This window comes from Parvularcula marina, assembly GCF_003399445.1.
GTDB lineage: Bacteria > Pseudomonadota > Alphaproteobacteria > Caulobacterales > Parvularculaceae > Parvularcula > Parvularcula marina.
Window position 1 is genome coordinate 288,107 of record NZ_QUQO01000002.1, and the last position, 15,651, is coordinate 303,757.

Below are 15,651 nucleotides of genomic sequence, written 5' to 3' on the forward strand. Positions count from 1 at the left end.
TTCCCTTATGTCCCATGTCCGCCGCGCCGCGTTCCTCACCGTGTTCTCCGCCTGCCTGCTCACCGCTTGCGCGGGGCCGGGCGGGCCGGGACCGAGGGGCGGTGGTCCCGGCGGGGGTCAGCCGCCCGGTGCAAGGGGCGCCCTTGCTGAACTTGATGGTGCCTACATCGCCCAGCCCATCGCGCTGGTGCTGGCAGGCTATGATGCCGATCATGACGGGTCGCTGACGCGCGCCGAACTCAGCGAAGGAGCCGCAAGCGAATGGGTGCGGATGGACCGGAATGCGGACAGTACCGTCTCACTGATCGAGCTGTCGGCATGGGCGGATACCTATCTTGGCAGTGCGACGGCAAGGCCGAGCCAGCTCTCCTTTGATCGCGATGGCAGCGGCAGTATCAGCAGCCGGGAGGTGATGACCCAGCTCGAAGCGGAATTTGCCACCGCCGACAAGAATGGCGACGGCGTCGTCACGCGAGGTGAACTCATCCGTCAGCTGAACTTACCATCCCAACAGATGGGAGGCCGAGGCGGTCCGGGGGGCGGCAGGCCACGTGGCAATGGCGGTCCCGGCGGCGGACAGGCGCCGCGCTAGTCGAGCCGAGCTTCTCTTGTTTCCGGCCTTCTCCTCCCCTAATGCTTTTATTTGCGTGGGAGTGCCGGGGGCATGTGGGAAAGTATCAAGTCGCTGATCGTTGATTCGGGCCAGCCGCACGGATTCAATGCCGACTTCCTCCAGAACATGATTGCCGAAGGGGCGGGGACCGTCATCGGGATCGTCATCTCGGTCGCAATCGCAGTTCATCTCGACCGCCAGCGCGAAAGCAGCCGCTATCGCGACCAGCGTGGCCGGGCGGTGACCCGCTGGGTCAAAAACCACACCGACATGGTTGAAAATCTGCGCGCGGAATTCATGCATGGCGAAGGCGAGACCCATCGGCGTCGGCGCGCTGAAATGGTCGACGGGGCGAGCCGGGACGCGCGCGACATCCGCGATGACTATGCCTCAGCGCTCGATCGCGCGGCGATTGGCGATGTCTTCGAGCTCTACATGGCGGCGCTGCATGCGCTGTCCGTCGGGCTCAACGATCCACAGATCCTTCAGGACACGATCGAAGAACGCCATATGGCGGCAACTGCCGCCCTCAAATCGCTGGTGCAGAAAGCGGGTGCCCGGCGGGCTATCCTGCAGACGGAGCCGATTTTCGGTGAAGTCCAGCTGCAGGTACCCTTGCATGAGGCGTCATCTACCCAAGATGATAGTAAGAGTGCTAAAGCCGTCACGCCGCCCCGCCTGCTGGTACGCCGTGATGACCTTGAGGCACCGGTGATCAGTTTCAAGGATCAGGACAGAGGGAAGGAATATTCAGACATGCATATGACGACAACGGATAATGTGCCCGGCCGTGAGAACAGCGAAGCGCTCGGCGTTGTGGCCGGTGAGGCCATTCTCGGCGTGAATATCTTCCGCGATCTCTTTGCCGGGATCCGCGATATTATCGGCGGCCGCTCAGGCGGTTATCAGAAAGCGCTGCGCGAGGCGCGCGACCATGCGATGGCCGACATGGCCGAAGAAGCAAAGGCGTTGGGCGCCGATGCGGTCATTGGAATTGATGTCGATTACGAAGCCATCGACACGCAAAAAGGCTCCATGCTGATGGTTTCCTGCAACGGTACGGCTGTACGCCTGCGCTGAGGAGATCATCATGCTGCTCAAAGGCAAGACAGTCATCGTCACGGGCGCGGGCGGCGCGCTGGGTCAGGCGGCGGTGAAGACCGTCGAGGAACTCGGCGGACGAGTCATCGAGTTTGATCTTTCCTTCCGGGATGAGGATGCCTCCCGCTCACGCTTCGAGATCGACCTGACCGACCGGGCGGCGGTTAAGGAGACGGTCTCACGGATCGGCGATTTCGATGCCGTCCTCAATATCGCGGGCGGCTTTGCCATGGGACATGACGCCGCTGGCGGCGATGATGAGGACTGGGCGCAGATGTTCCGCCTCAATGTCGAGACCTGCCGCAACATGGTGAAGGCTGCCGTCCCGGTACTGAAGAAAACAAAAGGCGCCATGGTCAATGTCGGCGCCTATGCGGCGCTTTCGGGCAAGCCCCAGATGGGCGCCTATGTTGCCTCTAAGGCGGTGGTGATGCGGTTGACCGAAACCCTCGCCGAAGAGCTGCGCGGGGAGGGCGTCAATGTGAATGCCGTCCTGCCGACAATCCTCGACACTAAGGCAAACCGCGAGGCGATGCCCGATGCGGATCCTGACAACTGGGTGTCACCGGACCATCTCGCTGCCGTCATGTGTTTTCTGATCTCGGAGACAGCAAAAGACGTGCACGGCGCATTACTGCCGGTACGCGGCCTTTCCTGAGGCCATTTCCGGCGCGGCGGGCGTCTCATCTTCGCAAAGCTCCAGCGGACGGGGCCTGTCCGGTGCAGGGGCCGCGCCGCAGGGCGCGGTAATCTCCATCCCATGAGCGGAGAAGAGCCCGGCGATCAGCCCGCCCAGCTCCCGCAGGCCCGAATGGGCAAAGGACCGGGCGATCCAGCTGAGATGTGATTGCTCTGTCTCCTGCCGCCCGTCACCGGCAGCGGAGAGGAACTGCAGCAGGGAGACTTCATTCGGCGTCATCAGCCCGCAGCAGACCTGCCGGAGCTGGACCGGTCTGCGTGCCGAGAGACCGAGCAGCTCCATGAAGGAGCGGAAGAGCCGGCTCGCATTTATCGCGTCGGCGCCGAAGGCCTGCTGATAGGTGAAGAGATGCGTATTTGGGCGGCCAAGCACGGCATGGCGCAGGCCCTTGAGGGCCAGATGGCTGCCGCAGCCAAGCGTTGCGGCGGTCTGGGACTGTTCAGGCAACATGGGGTCTCCTCACCGATTCGAGTCTGACCATACCGCTATTGAGAATAAGTCGCAATTACAATTCGGCAAAATGCCGGTTTTCCTTGGACGCGAGGCGGCCTACGAGAGCGCCGACCGGCCCGGAGAAGAATAAAGGAGACCGCCATGAGCGATGATATCCACACGGAGAAACAAGGCGCATGGGGGGTAATTACCCTGACCCGGGAGAAGGCACTCAATAGCCTGACGCAAGACATGTGCGAGGTGATCGATCGCGCGCTCATCGACTGGGCGGCAGATGACGAGGTCCGCGCAGTGCTGGTCGAGGGCGAGGGGGAGAAGGCATTCTGTGCAGGCGGGGATATCCGCTGGCTCAATGATACCGGCAAGGACGACCCTGAGCTGGCGGCTCGGTTCTTTCGGACAGAGTACCGGATGAACACGCGGATCGCGCAATTCAAGAAACCCTACGTCGCGTTGATGGACGGCATCTGCATGGGCGGCGGGGTCGGCATATCGAACCAGGCAAGCCATCGCGTCGCGACGGGCCGGACCCTCTGGGCTATGCCCGAATGCGGCATCGGCCTGATCCCTGATGTCGGGGCGAGCTATTTCCTGCCGCGCCTGCCGAGCGGGATGGGGAACTATCTGGCCTATACCGGTACGCGGCTGAAGGGTGCGGACTGCCTGACGGCGGGGGTGGCAGCCCATGTTATCGCCGAAGATAATCTGCCGGGTGTACGGAACGATCTCCTCAGCCTCGATCTTGCCGGAGATGCAGGCGCGACGATCTCGGCGATCCTCGATGGCGCGGCGAACCGCCGACCGGGCGATCTCATCGAGATGCTCGACATGATCCGTACCTATTTCGAGCGGGTTGAATCTGTGCCGGCGCTGCTGCGGCAGCTGCGGGATGAACATGAGGGTTTTGGCGCGCATTGCCTCGACCGGATCGCCCACGGCAGCCCGACGAGCCTTCTTCTGACCCATGAGCTTTTAGCCGGTGCACCGGACGATTTTGCCAGCTGTATCTCTCGCGAGTTCAATGTGACCGCGAATATTCTGACCGGCCACGACTTCTATGAAGGGGTGCGCGCACAGGTGATCGATAAGGACCGGCGGCCGAAATGGGAACCTGAGAAACTTTCAGAGGTCTCAGAAGACGTGATCAAAGGGTATTTCGAAGCGCCTGCTGGCGGGCCGCTCGATCTTTCAGGGATCTCGTAAGAGTTGCCACATCTTGGCCCCATATTGGGCGATAAAGTCTTAATATTAGCGCGGAGATGCCTTGGATGGCGCGCATCACTCCCTCGTCACCCGTTAAGGGTAAGACGACAGGAGACCTATGATGATCAATGTACTGACTGTGGCGGCGGTTAGCGCCCTTGCTTTTTCTACTCAGGATATTTCTGCAACGACGGACCTCGAAATTGAGGCCCCCGTTGATTTGACGGCGGAACAGACCGTCGATGTCGAACTCACCGGCGAGATCCTCAAGACCGATCTTGAAGTCATCGCCAAAACCGAATTCGAAGCGGCTGACGCCAATGGCGACATGACAGTCACCGAAGAAGAATTCGTGACTGCGGGCCTTGAAGCCGAAGGTGCCATCGATCCGATGGCGGAAGTGCTCGAAGGTGAAATCCAGGGCGAAATCGATGGCGACATGGCCACCGAAGAAGTCCAGCCGACGGCCGCGGAATATCTACGCACCCGCTTTGCGGCGATCAGTCAGGGCGATGGCGAGCTGACCGGTGTCGAGCTTGAAACTGCTCTCGAAGAAGAATTCGCCGCTGCCGACGAAGACGGTGACGAAGTCCTCACCGGCGCTGAAGTCAAGACTTTTGCTTCGCTGCGTAAAGGCAAGACCAACCTTCAGTAAGCTGTCAGAGACTGCTTCTCTCATTGGGAAAGGCGGCGCCATTCGGTGCCGCCTTTTTTATTTGCCCAGCGTGCCGAGCGTATCCTCGCGCCGCAGCAGGAAGAGAAGGAGGAAGGCGGCTGCCACCGGGACCGCGGCCCAGAAGAGGTGGTTCACGCTGTCATAGGGGTTCAGCAGCTGCTTGTAGCTGAGTGCCGTGCCGAGCGAATGGGTGACGAGCCAGAAGCCGTAAGACCAGAATTTCGCGATCCCGAGGACGAAGCCGAGAAGCGCGACGGCCTGGATCGCGCCGATCACATAGGAGCCGACCTCGGGCATGGCCTCGACGAGATAGAAGTGCTTCCAGATGGCGACCGTGGTCTCCGGGTGGAGGAATTTCTCGACGACCCAGACGGCGAGAAAGGCACTGAGCGCATAGCGCAGGATGGCAAGAGCTGGTTTCAGATTTGACGGCATGAAAAGTCCCCAACGGTTTTCTTTTTTCTTCGTACCGGCATCAAAAAAGTTACGCGGAATTTCTCGCGCTTTAGGGGTGCGGTTAACGAAGGGGTAACCGTTATGACTGATCCTTTAACCAAGGTTTCCATTAGTGCCGCGACGAGGGTCATATGCCGCTAAATTTCTCAGCTCCGGATCTTACCGAACTCACCCCGCGTATCAGCGTGATCGGGGTTGGTGGGGCAGGCGGTAACGCGGTCAACAACATGATCGATGCCCAGCTGGAAGGCGTCGAGTTCATCGTGGCGAACACAGACGCGCAGGCTGTCGGCCTCGCCAAGGCGTCACACAAGATCCAGCTGGGTGCGGGCACGACGAAGGGCTTGGGCGCAGGTTCGATCCCCGATGTAGGCCGTCAGGCCGCGGAAGAATCCCTCGAAGAGCTGATGGCGCTGCTTGATGGCTCGAACATGCTCTTCATCACCGCCGGCATGGGCGGCGGCACCGGCACGGGCGCAGCCCCGGTCATCGCCAAAGCAGCGCGTGAGCGAGGTATCCTGACGGTCGGTGTCGTCACCAAGCCGTTCCAGTTCGAAGGCGCCCGCCGTATGCGGACCGCTGAGGCTGGGATCGAAGAGCTGCAAGACAAAGTCGATACGCTCCTGATCATCCCGAACCAGAACCTCTTCCGCCTTGCTGACGAGAACACGACCTTTGCTGATGCGTTTGCGATGGCCGACCAGGTGCTCCATCAAGGCGTGCGCGGCATCACCGATTTGATGATCGTCCCCGGCCTCATCAATCTCGACTTTGCTGACGTCCGCTCCGTGATGAGCGAGATGGGGAAAGCGATGATGGGTACAGGCGAAGCTTCCGGCGCCGAGCGCGCAAGCCAGGCTGCTGCCGCTGCAATTTCCAACCCGCTGCTCGATGAGACCTCGATGAAAGGCGCCAAGGGCGTTCTCATCAACATCACCGGCGGGCTCGACATGAAACTCTTCGAAGTTGACGAGGCCGCTAACCGCGTCCGCGCCGAAGTTGATCCGGATGCGAATATTATCGTTGGCTCGACCTTCTCTCAGGAACTCGAAGGCACGATGCGCGTCTCGGTCGTGGCGACGGGAATTGAGCGGGCTGAGGAAATCTCCCGCCCGGTGATCACGCGCACAGTGAGGGCCGAGGAAAAAAAGCCAGTTGAGGCCGAGGCGCCAGCCCGTGTTGCTGCGCCGACGCCTGCTCCGGTTGCTGCTGAGAAAGTTGAAGAGAAGACCATGATTGAGCTGGCTGATGCCGCGCCGATCATTGAGCCGACACTGCCGGAAATTGTCGCCCCTGCGGCCCAAAAGGTCGAAGTGAGTGTGCCGGCTCCCGCAGCTGCTCAGCCCAAGCCGCAGGCGCCGATGACATCCGTGCCGATGGCTGCAAAAGAGCCGCCGAAGCCGCAAAAGCCGGTCGCGCGCCGTGAACTGACGCCTGATGATGTCAGCCGCCGTGCCGAGAATCCGGTCGGCGATGTGCATGAGCGTATCCGCCGTATGCTGACCGAAGATGACACCGTCACGCTTCGCCCCAGCCAGCCCCCGCGTCAGCCGCAGGCTAATCCTTTCCGCAAGACGGGGGCTTCGACCATTGGCACGGCGCTCAACGCGCTGAAGGAAACCTTCGTGGCTAAGACTGGTCACGCGGACGAGCAACCGCCGCGCCGCAAGATGGCCAAGGACGCGTTTGCGACGGATGACGAGGAAGATCTCGAAATCCCGGCTTTCCTGCGCCGCTCCGGCCGCTGAGCCGCAAGAGCCCCTTCCACAAAAGGGGCAGTCGGCGCTAGGGAGCGGCGATGAGCACATCACAAAAAGAACGGGCGGCGCTGGCCGCCCTTGAACTTGTCCGGGACGGCATGACGATCGGCCTTGGCACAGGCTCGACGGCTGCCTTCTTTATCGAAGGGCTAGGCCGAAAGATCCGCGAAGAGGGCCTTGAGATCGAGGCGATCCCGACCTCTCAGGCGAGCGACGCGCTGGCCCGCAAGGCGGGTATCGAGCTGATCATTCCCGATGAGACGACTGTCATCGATCTCGATGTCGATGGCGCCGATGAAGTCTCCGCCGAGGGGCATTTGATCAAAGGCGGCGGCGCGGCGCTGCTGCGCGAGAAGATCATCGCGCGGGCAGCAAAACAGTTCGTTGTCATCGCTGATGAGAGCAAAAGCGTCACCGAGCTTGGTGCTTTCCCGTTGCCGATTGAGATCGAGCAATTCGGCTTTGCCCTGACGGTTCGGGCCTTACGCGACATGCTTGCCGGTGAAGGGCATGAAGGCGTCGAGCTGTCCTTGCGTCATAACGAAGAGGGCAGCTTCGTTCTCTCCGATGGCGGCAATTTCATTGTCGATGCAAAGCTGGGGCGTATCCGTGAGCCGGTCGCGCTTGAAAGTGCGCTCAACATGATCCCGGGCGTCGTTGATTGCGGCCTCTTTATCGGCATGGCCGATCAGGTGATCATCGGCACCGCGGATGGTATCGACACCCGCCGCTATTAGTTTCCGCCTCGGCGTCCAGGGAGGCCCGTTATGACCGACACCCCTAAAACCCCCTTTGAAGAGCTCAAGGCTGCGATCCATGATTATGGCGAAGCGGCGATGGAGAACCTCGTGCGCTGCCGGGCGTTGGGGCATGCGATCTCGGATGGGTTTCTTGAATATCTCGGCGTGACGGAGGATTGCGTCTCTCTCGTGCCGCCGCATGGGCCATTCGATCCGCGCAAGGATTATGGTGACAAGGCATTTTCCTTCTCAGAAGCGCCGGTGATCCGGCTGGAGCCAATCGTCTTCGGGCTCTGTATCACCGTGCCGCATGAGGAGGATTCAGGGAAATTATGGCTGCGGGTCATCATCAAGATGGCCGTATCGGGTGGCGTCTTCGACGTCTTTGTCGGTCACCAGCCGCTGATCCGCGTGCCGCTCAATTTCGAGGGTGCGTTGAAACCGGTTTATGATGCCATAAAAGAAGAGCTCCTGTCGGTATTCGCTCAGGAGCTCGCCGTATTCAATGATTCGCGGTATGCGGAGGGCATCGGTTTCGTGCCCCCCGAGAAGTAAGCCTTGTTACTCTGCAGCCGCTGCGCGGAAGGAAGCGCAATCTTCCGCAAAGGCGGCGAAGGCCTGATCAGCTGTAGGCAGGTGCACGCGGACGCGGTCTTTTTTGCCAAGCTCGAATTCGACAAGCTGGCCCTGCACGACGGCGTTGAAGACCTTCGCGGCCACTGATTTTGACCGCGGCCATGCAGCTTTTGCAGCCGGAAGATAGGTCCAATCACGCTCATCAGCGAGTTCTCCATCAATGAAGAGCTTGCCGGTCCAGATCCGTGCACGGGAGGTTTTCACATCCTCAATGCCATCAAAATCGATCGCCTCGACAGCGAAGATCGCGGAGAGCTTATCGCCGGCACATTGCAGCATGACGCCGGGCTTGCTCTGGTCTTCGGGACGAACCGAAGAGGCGGCAGGCTTGTCATCGATGATCTTCAGATCACGCTGCCAGTCGACCTGTGTTGTAGGATCCTGCGCGCCCATGCCTGTAACCAGGAAAGCGGCGGCGACGAAAAAAGGTGTTCCCATCGGTATTCTCCCCACATGAGAGTTTCAAACATCCCAAGACCACCAAGGATATAGGCATCAATTTGCCGTTTATCAATATGGCGGACGCATCCATTTGCCCCTTAGCCGGTGTCCGCTACAGATCAACCCTAATGAACACGGAGGCTTCAGGCCCATGAGTTACGATTATGATCTTTTCGTCATCGGCGCAGGATCGGGCGGCGTGCGGGCCGCAAACCGGGCCGCGCAGGCCGGCGCGAAGGTCGGGATTGCCGAGGAACGCGAGACCGGTGGCACTTGCGTGCTACGCGGCTGCGTGCCGAAAAAGCTCATGGTCTATGCGAGCCAGTTCTCGGACCTTTTCAAGGACGCCAAGGGCTATGGCTGGACGATCGGGGACAGCGAATTTGACTGGCCGACCCTGCGCGACACGATCCAGGCGGAGCTCAAACGCCTGACCGGTCTCTATAATGAAGGGTTGGCAGGCAACGGGGTCGAGCGCATCCCGCATCGCGCGGTGGTCAAGGATCCGCATACGGTTCATATCGTTGAGGAAAACCGCGATGTGACGGCAGAGAAAATCCTCGTCGCCGTCGGCGGGCGCCCAAGCCTTGATCGCGCGGCAGACCCGGACCGCATTGGCATCGTCTCGGATGATGTCTTCCATCTGGAAGAATTCCCCAAGCGGCTGGTCGTCGCGGGCGGTGGATATATCGCGCTTGAATTCGCGCATGTTTTTGCCCGTCTGGGGGCGGAGGTGACGCTGGTTTATCGCGGGCAGACGCTGCTTCGGAATTTTGATGCCGGAATTTCTGCGCGGGTTGAGAGTGATCTTGCGCTCGCCGGCATCCGTTATATCCCCGAGACAGTCTTCACACGGCTCTGGGAAGAGGGCGGCGAGAAGCATGTCGAGCTGATCACGGGCGAAGTCATCGATTGCGACCAGATCCTCTGGGCGATTGGCCGCACGCCGAATACGGAAGGATTGGGGCTCGATCTTGCTGGCGTTGAAATGGGGCCGAAAGGCGAGATCCTGACGGATGACGATTACCGCACCAATGTTGAAAGCATCTTTGCCCTCGGCGATGTGACGGACCGGGAGAACCTGACGCCGGTCGCGATCCGTGAGGCGATGGCGCTGGTCTCAACCCAGTTCAAGGATACGCCGAAACGGATGGAATATGATTTCATTCCCAAAGCGGTCTTCACGCAGCCGCCGGTCGGCACGGTCGGCCTCTCCGAGAAAGAGTGCCTTGCACGCGGTCTCGATATCGAAGTCTATGAGACCGATTTCCGGGCCATGCGGAACATTCTTGCCGGAAATGATGAGCGTTTCTACGCCAAGATGATTGTCGAGAAGGGATCTGAGAAAGTGCTTGCCCTGCATATGGTCGGAGCCGATGCGCCGGAGATGATCCAGCTCGCGGCGGTGGCGATCAAGGCCGGGCTTACCAAGACGCAGTTCGATGAGACCTGCGCGGTCCACCCGACAGCGGCGGAGGAGCTGGTGACACTCGCCCGCAAACGGCCGGGACAGGCATAATGGCACCGACGCCCGGCTATTCAGGCAAACCGCTTTACCAGAAGCTGGGCCTGAAGCCGGGCATGACTTGTCTGACGATGGCGGCGCCCGATCATTATTCCGACCTCGTCGACGGGGTGGAGGGCGTGACCTTCAGCACACGGGCGAAAGCGGCCGACGTCGTTCATCTCTTCTGCAAGGATCTGAAGACGCTGGAAGCCAAAGCCGAGCCGTCTCTGGCGCGGGTGAAAGAGGGCGGCATGCTGTGGGTCAGCTGGCCCAAGAAGTCCTCACCTCTTTATAAGGATGTGACGGAGGACGACCTTCGACGGGTGATCCTGCCGACCGGCTGGGTCGATGTGAAGGTCTGCGCCGTCGATAATGACTGGTCGGGGCTCAAATTCCTCAAGCGGAAGAGCTGAGCCTTACCAGTTCGCAACCCAGGCGCCGAGGATGTTCGAGCGCTCATCTGTCCACGGATGCTTTCCGTCCGAGGTAAGAGGCTTCCAACCGCCATTTGCAAGAAGCGGCAGAAGATCAGTGTCATGCCGGGCCAGTGCCACAACGCGGGTCGGGGCGGCAAAGGTCTCAAGTGGATTGTCGACACGGGATTTCTTCTCGATAGCGACCCAGCCTTCAGCCCCGGCGATGCGGCCGATGATCGGCCCCAGATTAAGGTGCCGGTTCGAGATATGGATCGCAAGAACGCCGTCGTCTGTCGTCCGTGACATGAACATGGAAAGCGCTTCGCGGGTCAGAAGGTGAGCGGGCACCGCATCTGAGCTGAAGGCATCGAGCAGCATGAAGCCGTAAGTGCCTTCCTGGGCATCCGCGACGGTCAGGCGGCCATCCCCCATGACGATTTCCGAATTTCCGCCGCAGGCGGAGAGAAAGTTGAAGAGTGCCGGATTGCGCGCAATCTCAACAACGACCGGGTCAATCTCATAGAACACACCGCGCTGTGACGGGTCCATGGCGCAGGCAACTGATCCCACCCCAAGGCCGACAACACCAACAGGCGAGCGTTCCTTATAGGATGAGAAGACTTCGCCAATCGGGGAGGTGGCATGATAATATGTGATCGGCGTCGGGCGGCCCTGATCTTCAAGACGCTGGGCGCCATGAACGGTCGTGCCGTGAATGAGAACGCGAAGATGCTCCGTCTGCGATACACGGTGAACGCCAAAGAAGCTGCGCTCAGTCAGGAGCGTCTGCTTACCCATGAAGGGCGCGGCGATAGCAGCGGCGGCAAGGCTTGCCACGCAAGCCAGTGCGATCGAGCGGCTGCCCCGGGCGAGGATCAGGAGGATCAGCGGTACAAAGAGGAAAAGCTGGGCCGAGAATTGCTGGACGTCGCCCTTGTCATGGCCTGACATCATCGAGCCGATGACGACACTGCCCATCGCGATTGTCGTGAATATCCCAACACGGATCAGCCCGCCCGATACCCCTTTGGGTAAGGTCAAAAGGACGAGCGCCATGATCAGCGGGAACTCAACGACGCTAGAGAAGAGGAGCGGCGCAAGGATCGCATTGAAAGCGCCGCCAATGACACCGCCTAGCGACATGATGAAGTAAAATTCTGTCAGCCGCGATTTGGGCGGGCGGGAGGCCGCCAGCGTGCCGTGGCAATAGAGCGCGGCGGCACCAAGCGCTGCCAGCGCGATCCCGATCTCGATCAGGATCGGCCAGCTCGTCGCAAAGACGGTGAGGAGGACGAGCCCTGCTGCAACTGGCAGCACGATCCCGGCCATCCGGGTAAAGAGAGCTTCGCGTGCACCGAAAGCAATGATGAAACTGCCGATATAAAGGATCAGCGGCGGCGACCATAAGAACGGCGCAGATGCGACATCGGTCGAGATATGGGAGGTCGTCCCCACAAGAAGCGAAGAAGGCAGGAAGGCAAGCGCCAGCCAGCGCAGGCGCTCTGTCATCGTGCCAGCGGGTGCAGTGCTTGTTGCGCTCTCGTGATGCTCTGTCGTCTGTGCGGTACGTGAGCGTGCCGCAACGATCAGGCCACAGACGATAAGTCCGGTAGACGCGATGGCGTATCCGGCCGCCCAGATCCAGCCTTGGGTGGTCACCCCGATCAGCGGCTCGAGCACGACCGGATAGGCAACAAGGCCGATCAGTGAGCCGATGTTTGATGCGCCATAGAGGAAGTAGGGGTCTTCAGCGTCTTTCTCGCCCGAATGGCCGTACCAGTGCTGAAGAAGCGGCGACGTCGCCGAAATCGCAATGAAGACCGGCGCGATCGAGACTGCGAATGTGCCCATCAGCCAGACAAGCGGATTGCCTTCATTGGGGGCGCCCAGCACCCCTGAAAGCCCGATCGGCAGGGTCAGCCCGGCAAGCACAAGCACCGCGCCATGCACCGCGACCTGATGGCGGAGCGGCACGAAGCGGGCCAGCGCATGCGCATAGGCATATCCAGCCAGAAGCGCGGTCTGAAAGCAGACTAGCGAGACATTCCAAACGGACGGCGTGCCGCCGAGTAGCGGGGTCGCAAGCTTCGCAAAAAGCGGCTGAACGAGGAAAATCAGCGCCGCACTGGTCAGAATAGTTGCAATAAAGGGCAGGCGGCCTGCCAGAATCCGGGCCCCGCGAGGGGAGGAAAGTACGGCATCCTGCCGGACAGAGGTGGTCGACATCTGGCTCAAGCCCTTCCGCGTAATAGGGTAAACCTATCGGAAAGGCGTTGTGGAACCGTGAACCCGGACGCGAATGTTAAGCTCTTTTTGCGTGAATGATTGCCCCCGGGGCTTCTTTCCCATACCGTAGCGCCAAGTTTAGGTGGGTTCCGGGGCAATATCATGACGTCAGAAGTCGTGTTGATGAACAGGCAGGCAGTGGCCATGGCCGCTGACAGTGCTGTCACCATCTCAGGGCCGAACTATCTCAAGACCTATCAGAGCGTGGACAAGCTGTTCCCGCTGGTCCCGGATCAGCCGATCGGGGTCATGATCTATAACAATGCCGAGCTGATGGGCATGCCGTGGGAGACCGTGATCTCGGTCTATCGTGACCAGGCGGCGGGCAAGAATTTCGACACGGTCGACGCCTATGCGCGCGACTTCATCTCTTTCCTGTCGAACAATCCGGACCTCTTCCCGCAGGACCATCAGGACCGCGAATTCTGCAAGCACATCGCTGTCGTGATGAGCATCATCGCCAGTGATTTCGACTATCATGTCGAGCATTTCCGCCAGTCCCAGGCAGGCAATTTGCGCGACCATGTCTCGGCGATCTTCGAATTCACGGTGAACCAGCTTTATGTGGATTACCGGACCAATCTCGATGAATCGCCACGGGGGGAGCTTGCCTGTTTCCCACGCGGGACGGCTGACCAGATCAACCGCCGCTATGCCGGGCCGATCAAGGAAATCATCGAAAGCCTGATTGCTTCGCTGCATGCCGATTATGGCTCGCTCACAGTCTCCGAAACGACGCGTCGCCAGCTTGAGGAGATCGCGGTCTTCTCGGTGATCAAGGACGCCTTCTTCGAACATTATACGGGGGTGGTCTTTGCCGGCTTCGGCCGCCGCGAGACCTTCCCCTCCATGCGCAGCTATCTTTGCTCGACCGTCATCATGGGCACGATGAAGCACCGTCAGGACCGCTCGAGGGATATGACCGCCGATGCCGGGCCGGTTATCCAGCCTTTCGCGCAGGACCGGATGATCCGCACCTTCCTGACCGGCATGGATCAGGGCCTTCGCTATTTCCTCTTCGGCGAGACGCTGCGGCTCTCCATGCATCTGGTGACGGATGTTGTAGGGCAGGCCCCGGGCCTGTCGGACGAACAGCGCCAACGGCTCTTCGCGCAATATTCAGAAAACAATCTCGGCGCCGCCATTCAGGCCTTTTTCTCGTCGATCGACGAGTACCAGTTCCGCTCGCATACCGGGCCGATCCTCAGGGCCATTGGCAGCCTGCCGAAGAAAGAGCTGGGCGAGACCGCTGCCTCGCTCATCAAGCTCAACAGCTTCCAGCAAAAGGTCATGCACTCGGTCGAGACCGTGGGCGGACCGATCAGCCTTGCTACCATCACGCGCAATGAAGGCCTCGTGATGGGCAAGGAACGCGCGGATCTATAGGAGAAGGACGGACATCATGAGCAAAGACCGTTTGTCCGATATCTGGAACGGATTTTCCCAGCGCAGCTCGCTCGATCTCTCGGGCACGAGCGTCGATGACACGCTGCGCCCCTCGCGCCGGGACCAGAGCTTTGAGCGCTCCTACCGGTTGCCAGAGCAGACAACCGACGGGCAGGCGACGCCGGGGCACGACCCTGTCGCTGCCGCACTGACCGCGATGCATACCGAGATGCAGGCGACTGCCAAAGCCGGTAAGGGCCGCCAGCGCCAGCAAATGGTGGCGCCGCATCACTCCACGCCGCCCGAAAGCGCGCTGGAGCGCACGCTGCTCTCTGATATCTCTTTCACCAAGGCTAAGGTCTCGCGGCGGGGCGGGGATTATCTGAGCTATGCCACCGAGCGGCAGGCCGAGTGGCAGCGCCGTAAGCGGAAGAAATTCCTCGGAATTTTCTGATCGTTAGAGCGGCAGTGCCGGCCAGATCCGTTGCAGGATGAAAACCGCTGCAATGGCGCCTGCGAGCCAGGGGCCAAAGCGGATCTCTGTTGCGCCGTCGAGCCGGCCTTTCCCCATCAATAGTGCGCCGATCAGGGCGCTTGAGGCGGCGAGCGCGAGCATGATGGGCAGTACGTAGGGGCCTGTAAACGCCGCCCCCGCACCGAGCAGTTTGGCGTCCCCACCCCCAAGGCCCTCGCGTCCCCGCAAAAGCCGGTAGAGGGCGGCGAGCGCGGCAAGGCATCCCCAGCCGATGACCCAGCCGAGAATGGCGTCCTGCGCTGTCACGAAAATGCCGAATGCGCCTGCACCAAGTCCGAGGGTGAGCAGCGGCAGGGTCAGCGCATCGGGCAGATAGCCGGTGCGCGCATCAATTGCTGCCATGGCGATCAGAAGCAGGAAAAAGGCGAGTGATGCGCCTGCCATGAGGGGGCTGGCAAACAGCAATGCCGAAATGACCCCTGCGAAAAGACCTAGCGATTCGACGATGGGGTAGAAGCGGGGGATCGGCGTCTCGCAATGACGGCACCGGCCGCGCGCGAAGAGATAGCCAAGGATCGGGATCAGCTCGACGGGCCGCAGCCGCGTCTTGCAGGATGGACAGTGAGAGGGCGGCCAGGCGAGTGACAGCGTCTGGTCTTCACCCTCGCTCTCAACCAGCCCCCATATCTGCGGCCCGCGATGGATAACGACGCCGAGAAAACTACCAAGCAGCAGCCCAAGCCCCGCAAATCCGATCAGGAGAATCACTCCCATCATATCCATCTCAAACTGCAGAATATTT

The 15,651-nt window shown here is 60.5% G+C and carries 16 protein-coding genes and 1 pseudogene; 12 read left to right on the plus strand and 5 right to left on the minus strand.

The features are described from left to right. Window positions 1-7: 7 nt before the first annotated feature. The 3 genes from DX908_RS15210 to DX908_RS15220 all read left to right on the plus strand — a co-directional run bounded on the left by DX908_RS15210 (window position 8) and on the right by DX908_RS15220 (window position 2,372). Window positions 8-592 carry an EF-hand domain-containing protein gene (locus DX908_RS15210; RefSeq protein WP_116393339.1) on the plus strand — a complete coding sequence of 195 codons (585 nt, stop codon included), beginning with the start codon at window positions 8-10 and terminating at the stop codon, window positions 590-592. Between the two features lie 777 nt (window positions 593-1,369). Then, entirely contained in the window at window positions 1,370-1,693 is a 324-nt protein-coding gene (locus DX908_RS15215; protein ID WP_116393491.1) for a YbjQ family protein, read from the plus strand. A 10-nt stretch (window positions 1,694-1,703) separates the two neighbouring features. Then, on the plus strand, window positions 1,704-2,372 hold the full coding sequence (locus DX908_RS15220; protein ID WP_116393340.1) for an SDR family NAD(P)-dependent oxidoreductase: 669 nt from the start codon (window positions 1,704-1,706) through the stop codon (window positions 2,370-2,372). Here DX908_RS15220 and DX908_RS15225 read toward each other — a convergent pair. Next, window positions 2,346-2,864, minus strand: a complete 519-nt coding sequence (locus tag DX908_RS15225) for a hypothetical protein (RefSeq protein WP_116393341.1) — start codon at window positions 2,862-2,864, stop codon at window positions 2,346-2,348. The genes DX908_RS15220 and DX908_RS15225 overlap by 27 nt on opposite strands. Window positions 2,865-3,008: 144 nt before the next feature. Between DX908_RS15225 and DX908_RS15230 the strand changes: the two genes are divergently transcribed. Both DX908_RS15230 and DX908_RS15235 read left to right on the plus strand, forming a co-directional pair. Continuing rightward, window positions 3,009-4,070, plus strand: coding sequence for an enoyl-CoA hydratase/isomerase family protein (locus DX908_RS15230; RefSeq protein WP_116393342.1), 1,062 nt, complete (start codon window positions 3,009-3,011; stop codon window positions 4,068-4,070). A gap of 121 nt (window positions 4,071-4,191) precedes the next feature. Beyond that, the gene (locus DX908_RS15235) at window positions 4,192-4,725 is read left to right on the plus strand and encodes an EF-hand domain-containing protein (protein WP_147303831.1); all 534 of its coding nucleotides are present in this window, start codon (window positions 4,192-4,194) and stop codon (window positions 4,723-4,725) included. Between the two features lie 57 nt (window positions 4,726-4,782). Here DX908_RS15235 and DX908_RS15240 read toward each other — a convergent pair whose 3' ends face one another. Then, window positions 4,783-5,181, minus strand: a complete 399-nt coding sequence (locus tag DX908_RS15240; protein ID WP_116393344.1) for a hypothetical protein — start codon at window positions 5,179-5,181, stop codon at window positions 4,783-4,785. Window positions 5,182-5,333: 152 nt separating this feature from the next. Between DX908_RS15240 and ftsZ the strand changes: the two genes are divergently transcribed. From ftsZ to DX908_RS15255, 3 genes are read left to right on the plus strand one after another with little or no spacing between them, the layout of a single operon-like run. Then, window positions 5,334-6,950 (plus strand): cell division protein FtsZ, encoded by a 1,617-nt coding sequence (gene ftsZ, locus DX908_RS16630; protein ID WP_116393345.1) that lies wholly within the window; start codon window positions 5,334-5,336, stop codon window positions 6,948-6,950. A 50-nt stretch (window positions 6,951-7,000) separates the two neighbouring features. Next, window positions 7,001-7,699 carry a ribose-5-phosphate isomerase RpiA gene (rpiA, locus tag DX908_RS15250; RefSeq protein WP_116393346.1) on the plus strand — a complete coding sequence of 233 codons (699 nt, stop codon included), beginning with the start codon at window positions 7,001-7,003 and terminating at the stop codon, window positions 7,697-7,699. Window positions 7,700-7,729: 30 nt separating this feature from the next. Beyond that, on the plus strand, window positions 7,730-8,257 hold the full coding sequence (locus tag DX908_RS15255; RefSeq protein WP_116393347.1) for a hypothetical protein: 528 nt from the start codon (window positions 7,730-7,732) through the stop codon (window positions 8,255-8,257). 6 nt (window positions 8,258-8,263) lie between these two features. Here DX908_RS15255 and DX908_RS15260 read toward each other — a convergent pair whose 3' ends face one another. After that, window positions 8,264-8,776: a hypothetical protein gene (locus tag DX908_RS15260; RefSeq protein ID WP_116393348.1), complete on the minus strand. Its 513-nt coding sequence runs from the start codon at window positions 8,774-8,776 to the stop codon at window positions 8,264-8,266. A 154-nt stretch (window positions 8,777-8,930) separates the two neighbouring features. On the opposite strand from DX908_RS15260, the gene gorA reads away from it, so the two are divergent. Continuing rightward, complete coding sequence (gorA, locus tag DX908_RS15265; RefSeq protein WP_116393349.1) at window positions 8,931-10,298, plus strand: glutathione-disulfide reductase; 1,368 nt, start codon at window positions 8,931-8,933, stop codon at window positions 10,296-10,298. Continuing rightward, complete coding sequence (locus DX908_RS15270; RefSeq protein ID WP_116393350.1) at window positions 10,298-10,699, plus strand: DUF3052 domain-containing protein; 402 nt, start codon at window positions 10,298-10,300, stop codon at window positions 10,697-10,699. The genes gorA and DX908_RS15270 overlap by 1 nt, the downstream gene beginning before the upstream one ends. A gap of 3 nt (window positions 10,700-10,702) precedes the next feature. On the opposite strand, the gene DX908_RS15275 is transcribed toward DX908_RS15270, so the two are convergent. Next, on the minus strand, window positions 10,703-12,928 hold the full coding sequence (locus tag DX908_RS15275) for a fused MFS/spermidine synthase (RefSeq protein WP_116393351.1): 2,226 nt from the start codon (window positions 12,926-12,928) through the stop codon (window positions 10,703-10,705). A 162-nt stretch (window positions 12,929-13,090) separates the two neighbouring features. Between DX908_RS15275 and DX908_RS15280 the strand changes: the two genes are divergently transcribed. Further along, window positions 13,091-14,374 carry a hypothetical protein gene (locus tag DX908_RS15280; RefSeq protein WP_147303832.1) on the plus strand — a complete coding sequence of 428 codons (1,284 nt, stop codon included), beginning with the start codon at window positions 13,091-13,093 and terminating at the stop codon, window positions 14,372-14,374. 16 nt (window positions 14,375-14,390) lie between these two features. After that, on the plus strand, window positions 14,391-14,828 hold the full coding sequence (locus DX908_RS15285) for a hypothetical protein (protein ID WP_116393353.1): 438 nt from the start codon (window positions 14,391-14,393) through the stop codon (window positions 14,826-14,828). A 3-nt stretch (window positions 14,829-14,831) separates the two neighbouring features. Here DX908_RS15285 and DX908_RS15290 read toward each other — a convergent pair. Next, window positions 14,832-15,578, minus strand: a pseudogene (locus DX908_RS15290) (prepilin peptidase); the annotation flags it as partial. Window positions 15,579-15,651 lie beyond the last annotated feature (73 nt).

Coding starts and splice junctions, on each gene's coding strand:
- DX908_RS15220 (WP_116393340.1), top strand. CDS start 1,704: ATGCTGCTCAAAGGCAAGACAGTCATCGTCACGGGCGCGGGCGGCGCG.
- DX908_RS15280 (WP_147303832.1), top strand. CDS start 13,091: ATGACGTCAGAAGTCGTGTTGATGAACAGGCAGGCAGTGGCCATGGCC.
- DX908_RS15230 (WP_116393342.1), top strand. CDS start 3,009: ATGAGCGATGATATCCACACGGAGAAACAAGGCGCATGGGGGGTAATT.
- DX908_RS15210 (WP_116393339.1), top strand. CDS start 8: ATGTCCCATGTCCGCCGCGCCGCGTTCCTCACCGTGTTCTCCGCCTGC.
- rpiA (WP_116393346.1), top strand. CDS start 7,001: ATGAGCACATCACAAAAAGAACGGGCGGCGCTGGCCGCCCTTGAACTT.
- DX908_RS15270 (WP_116393350.1), top strand. CDS start 10,298: ATGGCACCGACGCCCGGCTATTCAGGCAAACCGCTTTACCAGAAGCTG.
- DX908_RS15275 (WP_116393351.1), bottom strand. CDS start 12,928: ATGTCGACCACCTCTGTCCGGCAGGATGCCGTACTTTCCTCCCCTCGC.
- gorA (WP_116393349.1), top strand. CDS start 8,931: ATGAGTTACGATTATGATCTTTTCGTCATCGGCGCAGGATCGGGCGGC.
- DX908_RS15260 (WP_116393348.1), bottom strand. CDS start 8,776: ATGGGAACACCTTTTTTCGTCGCCGCCGCTTTCCTGGTTACAGGCATG.
- DX908_RS15240 (WP_116393344.1), bottom strand. CDS start 5,181: ATGCCGTCAAATCTGAAACCAGCTCTTGCCATCCTGCGCTATGCGCTC.
- ftsZ (WP_116393345.1), top strand. CDS start 5,334: ATGCCGCTAAATTTCTCAGCTCCGGATCTTACCGAACTCACCCCGCGT.
- DX908_RS15285 (WP_116393353.1), top strand. CDS start 14,391: ATGAGCAAAGACCGTTTGTCCGATATCTGGAACGGATTTTCCCAGCGC.
- DX908_RS15225 (WP_116393341.1), bottom strand. CDS start 2,864: ATGTTGCCTGAACAGTCCCAGACCGCCGCAACGCTTGGCTGCGGCAGC.
- DX908_RS15215 (WP_116393491.1), top strand. CDS start 1,370: ATGCATATGACGACAACGGATAATGTGCCCGGCCGTGAGAACAGCGAA.
- DX908_RS15255 (WP_116393347.1), top strand. CDS start 7,730: ATGACCGACACCCCTAAAACCCCCTTTGAAGAGCTCAAGGCTGCGATC.
- DX908_RS15235 (WP_147303831.1), top strand. CDS start 4,192: ATGATCAATGTACTGACTGTGGCGGCGGTTAGCGCCCTTGCTTTTTCT.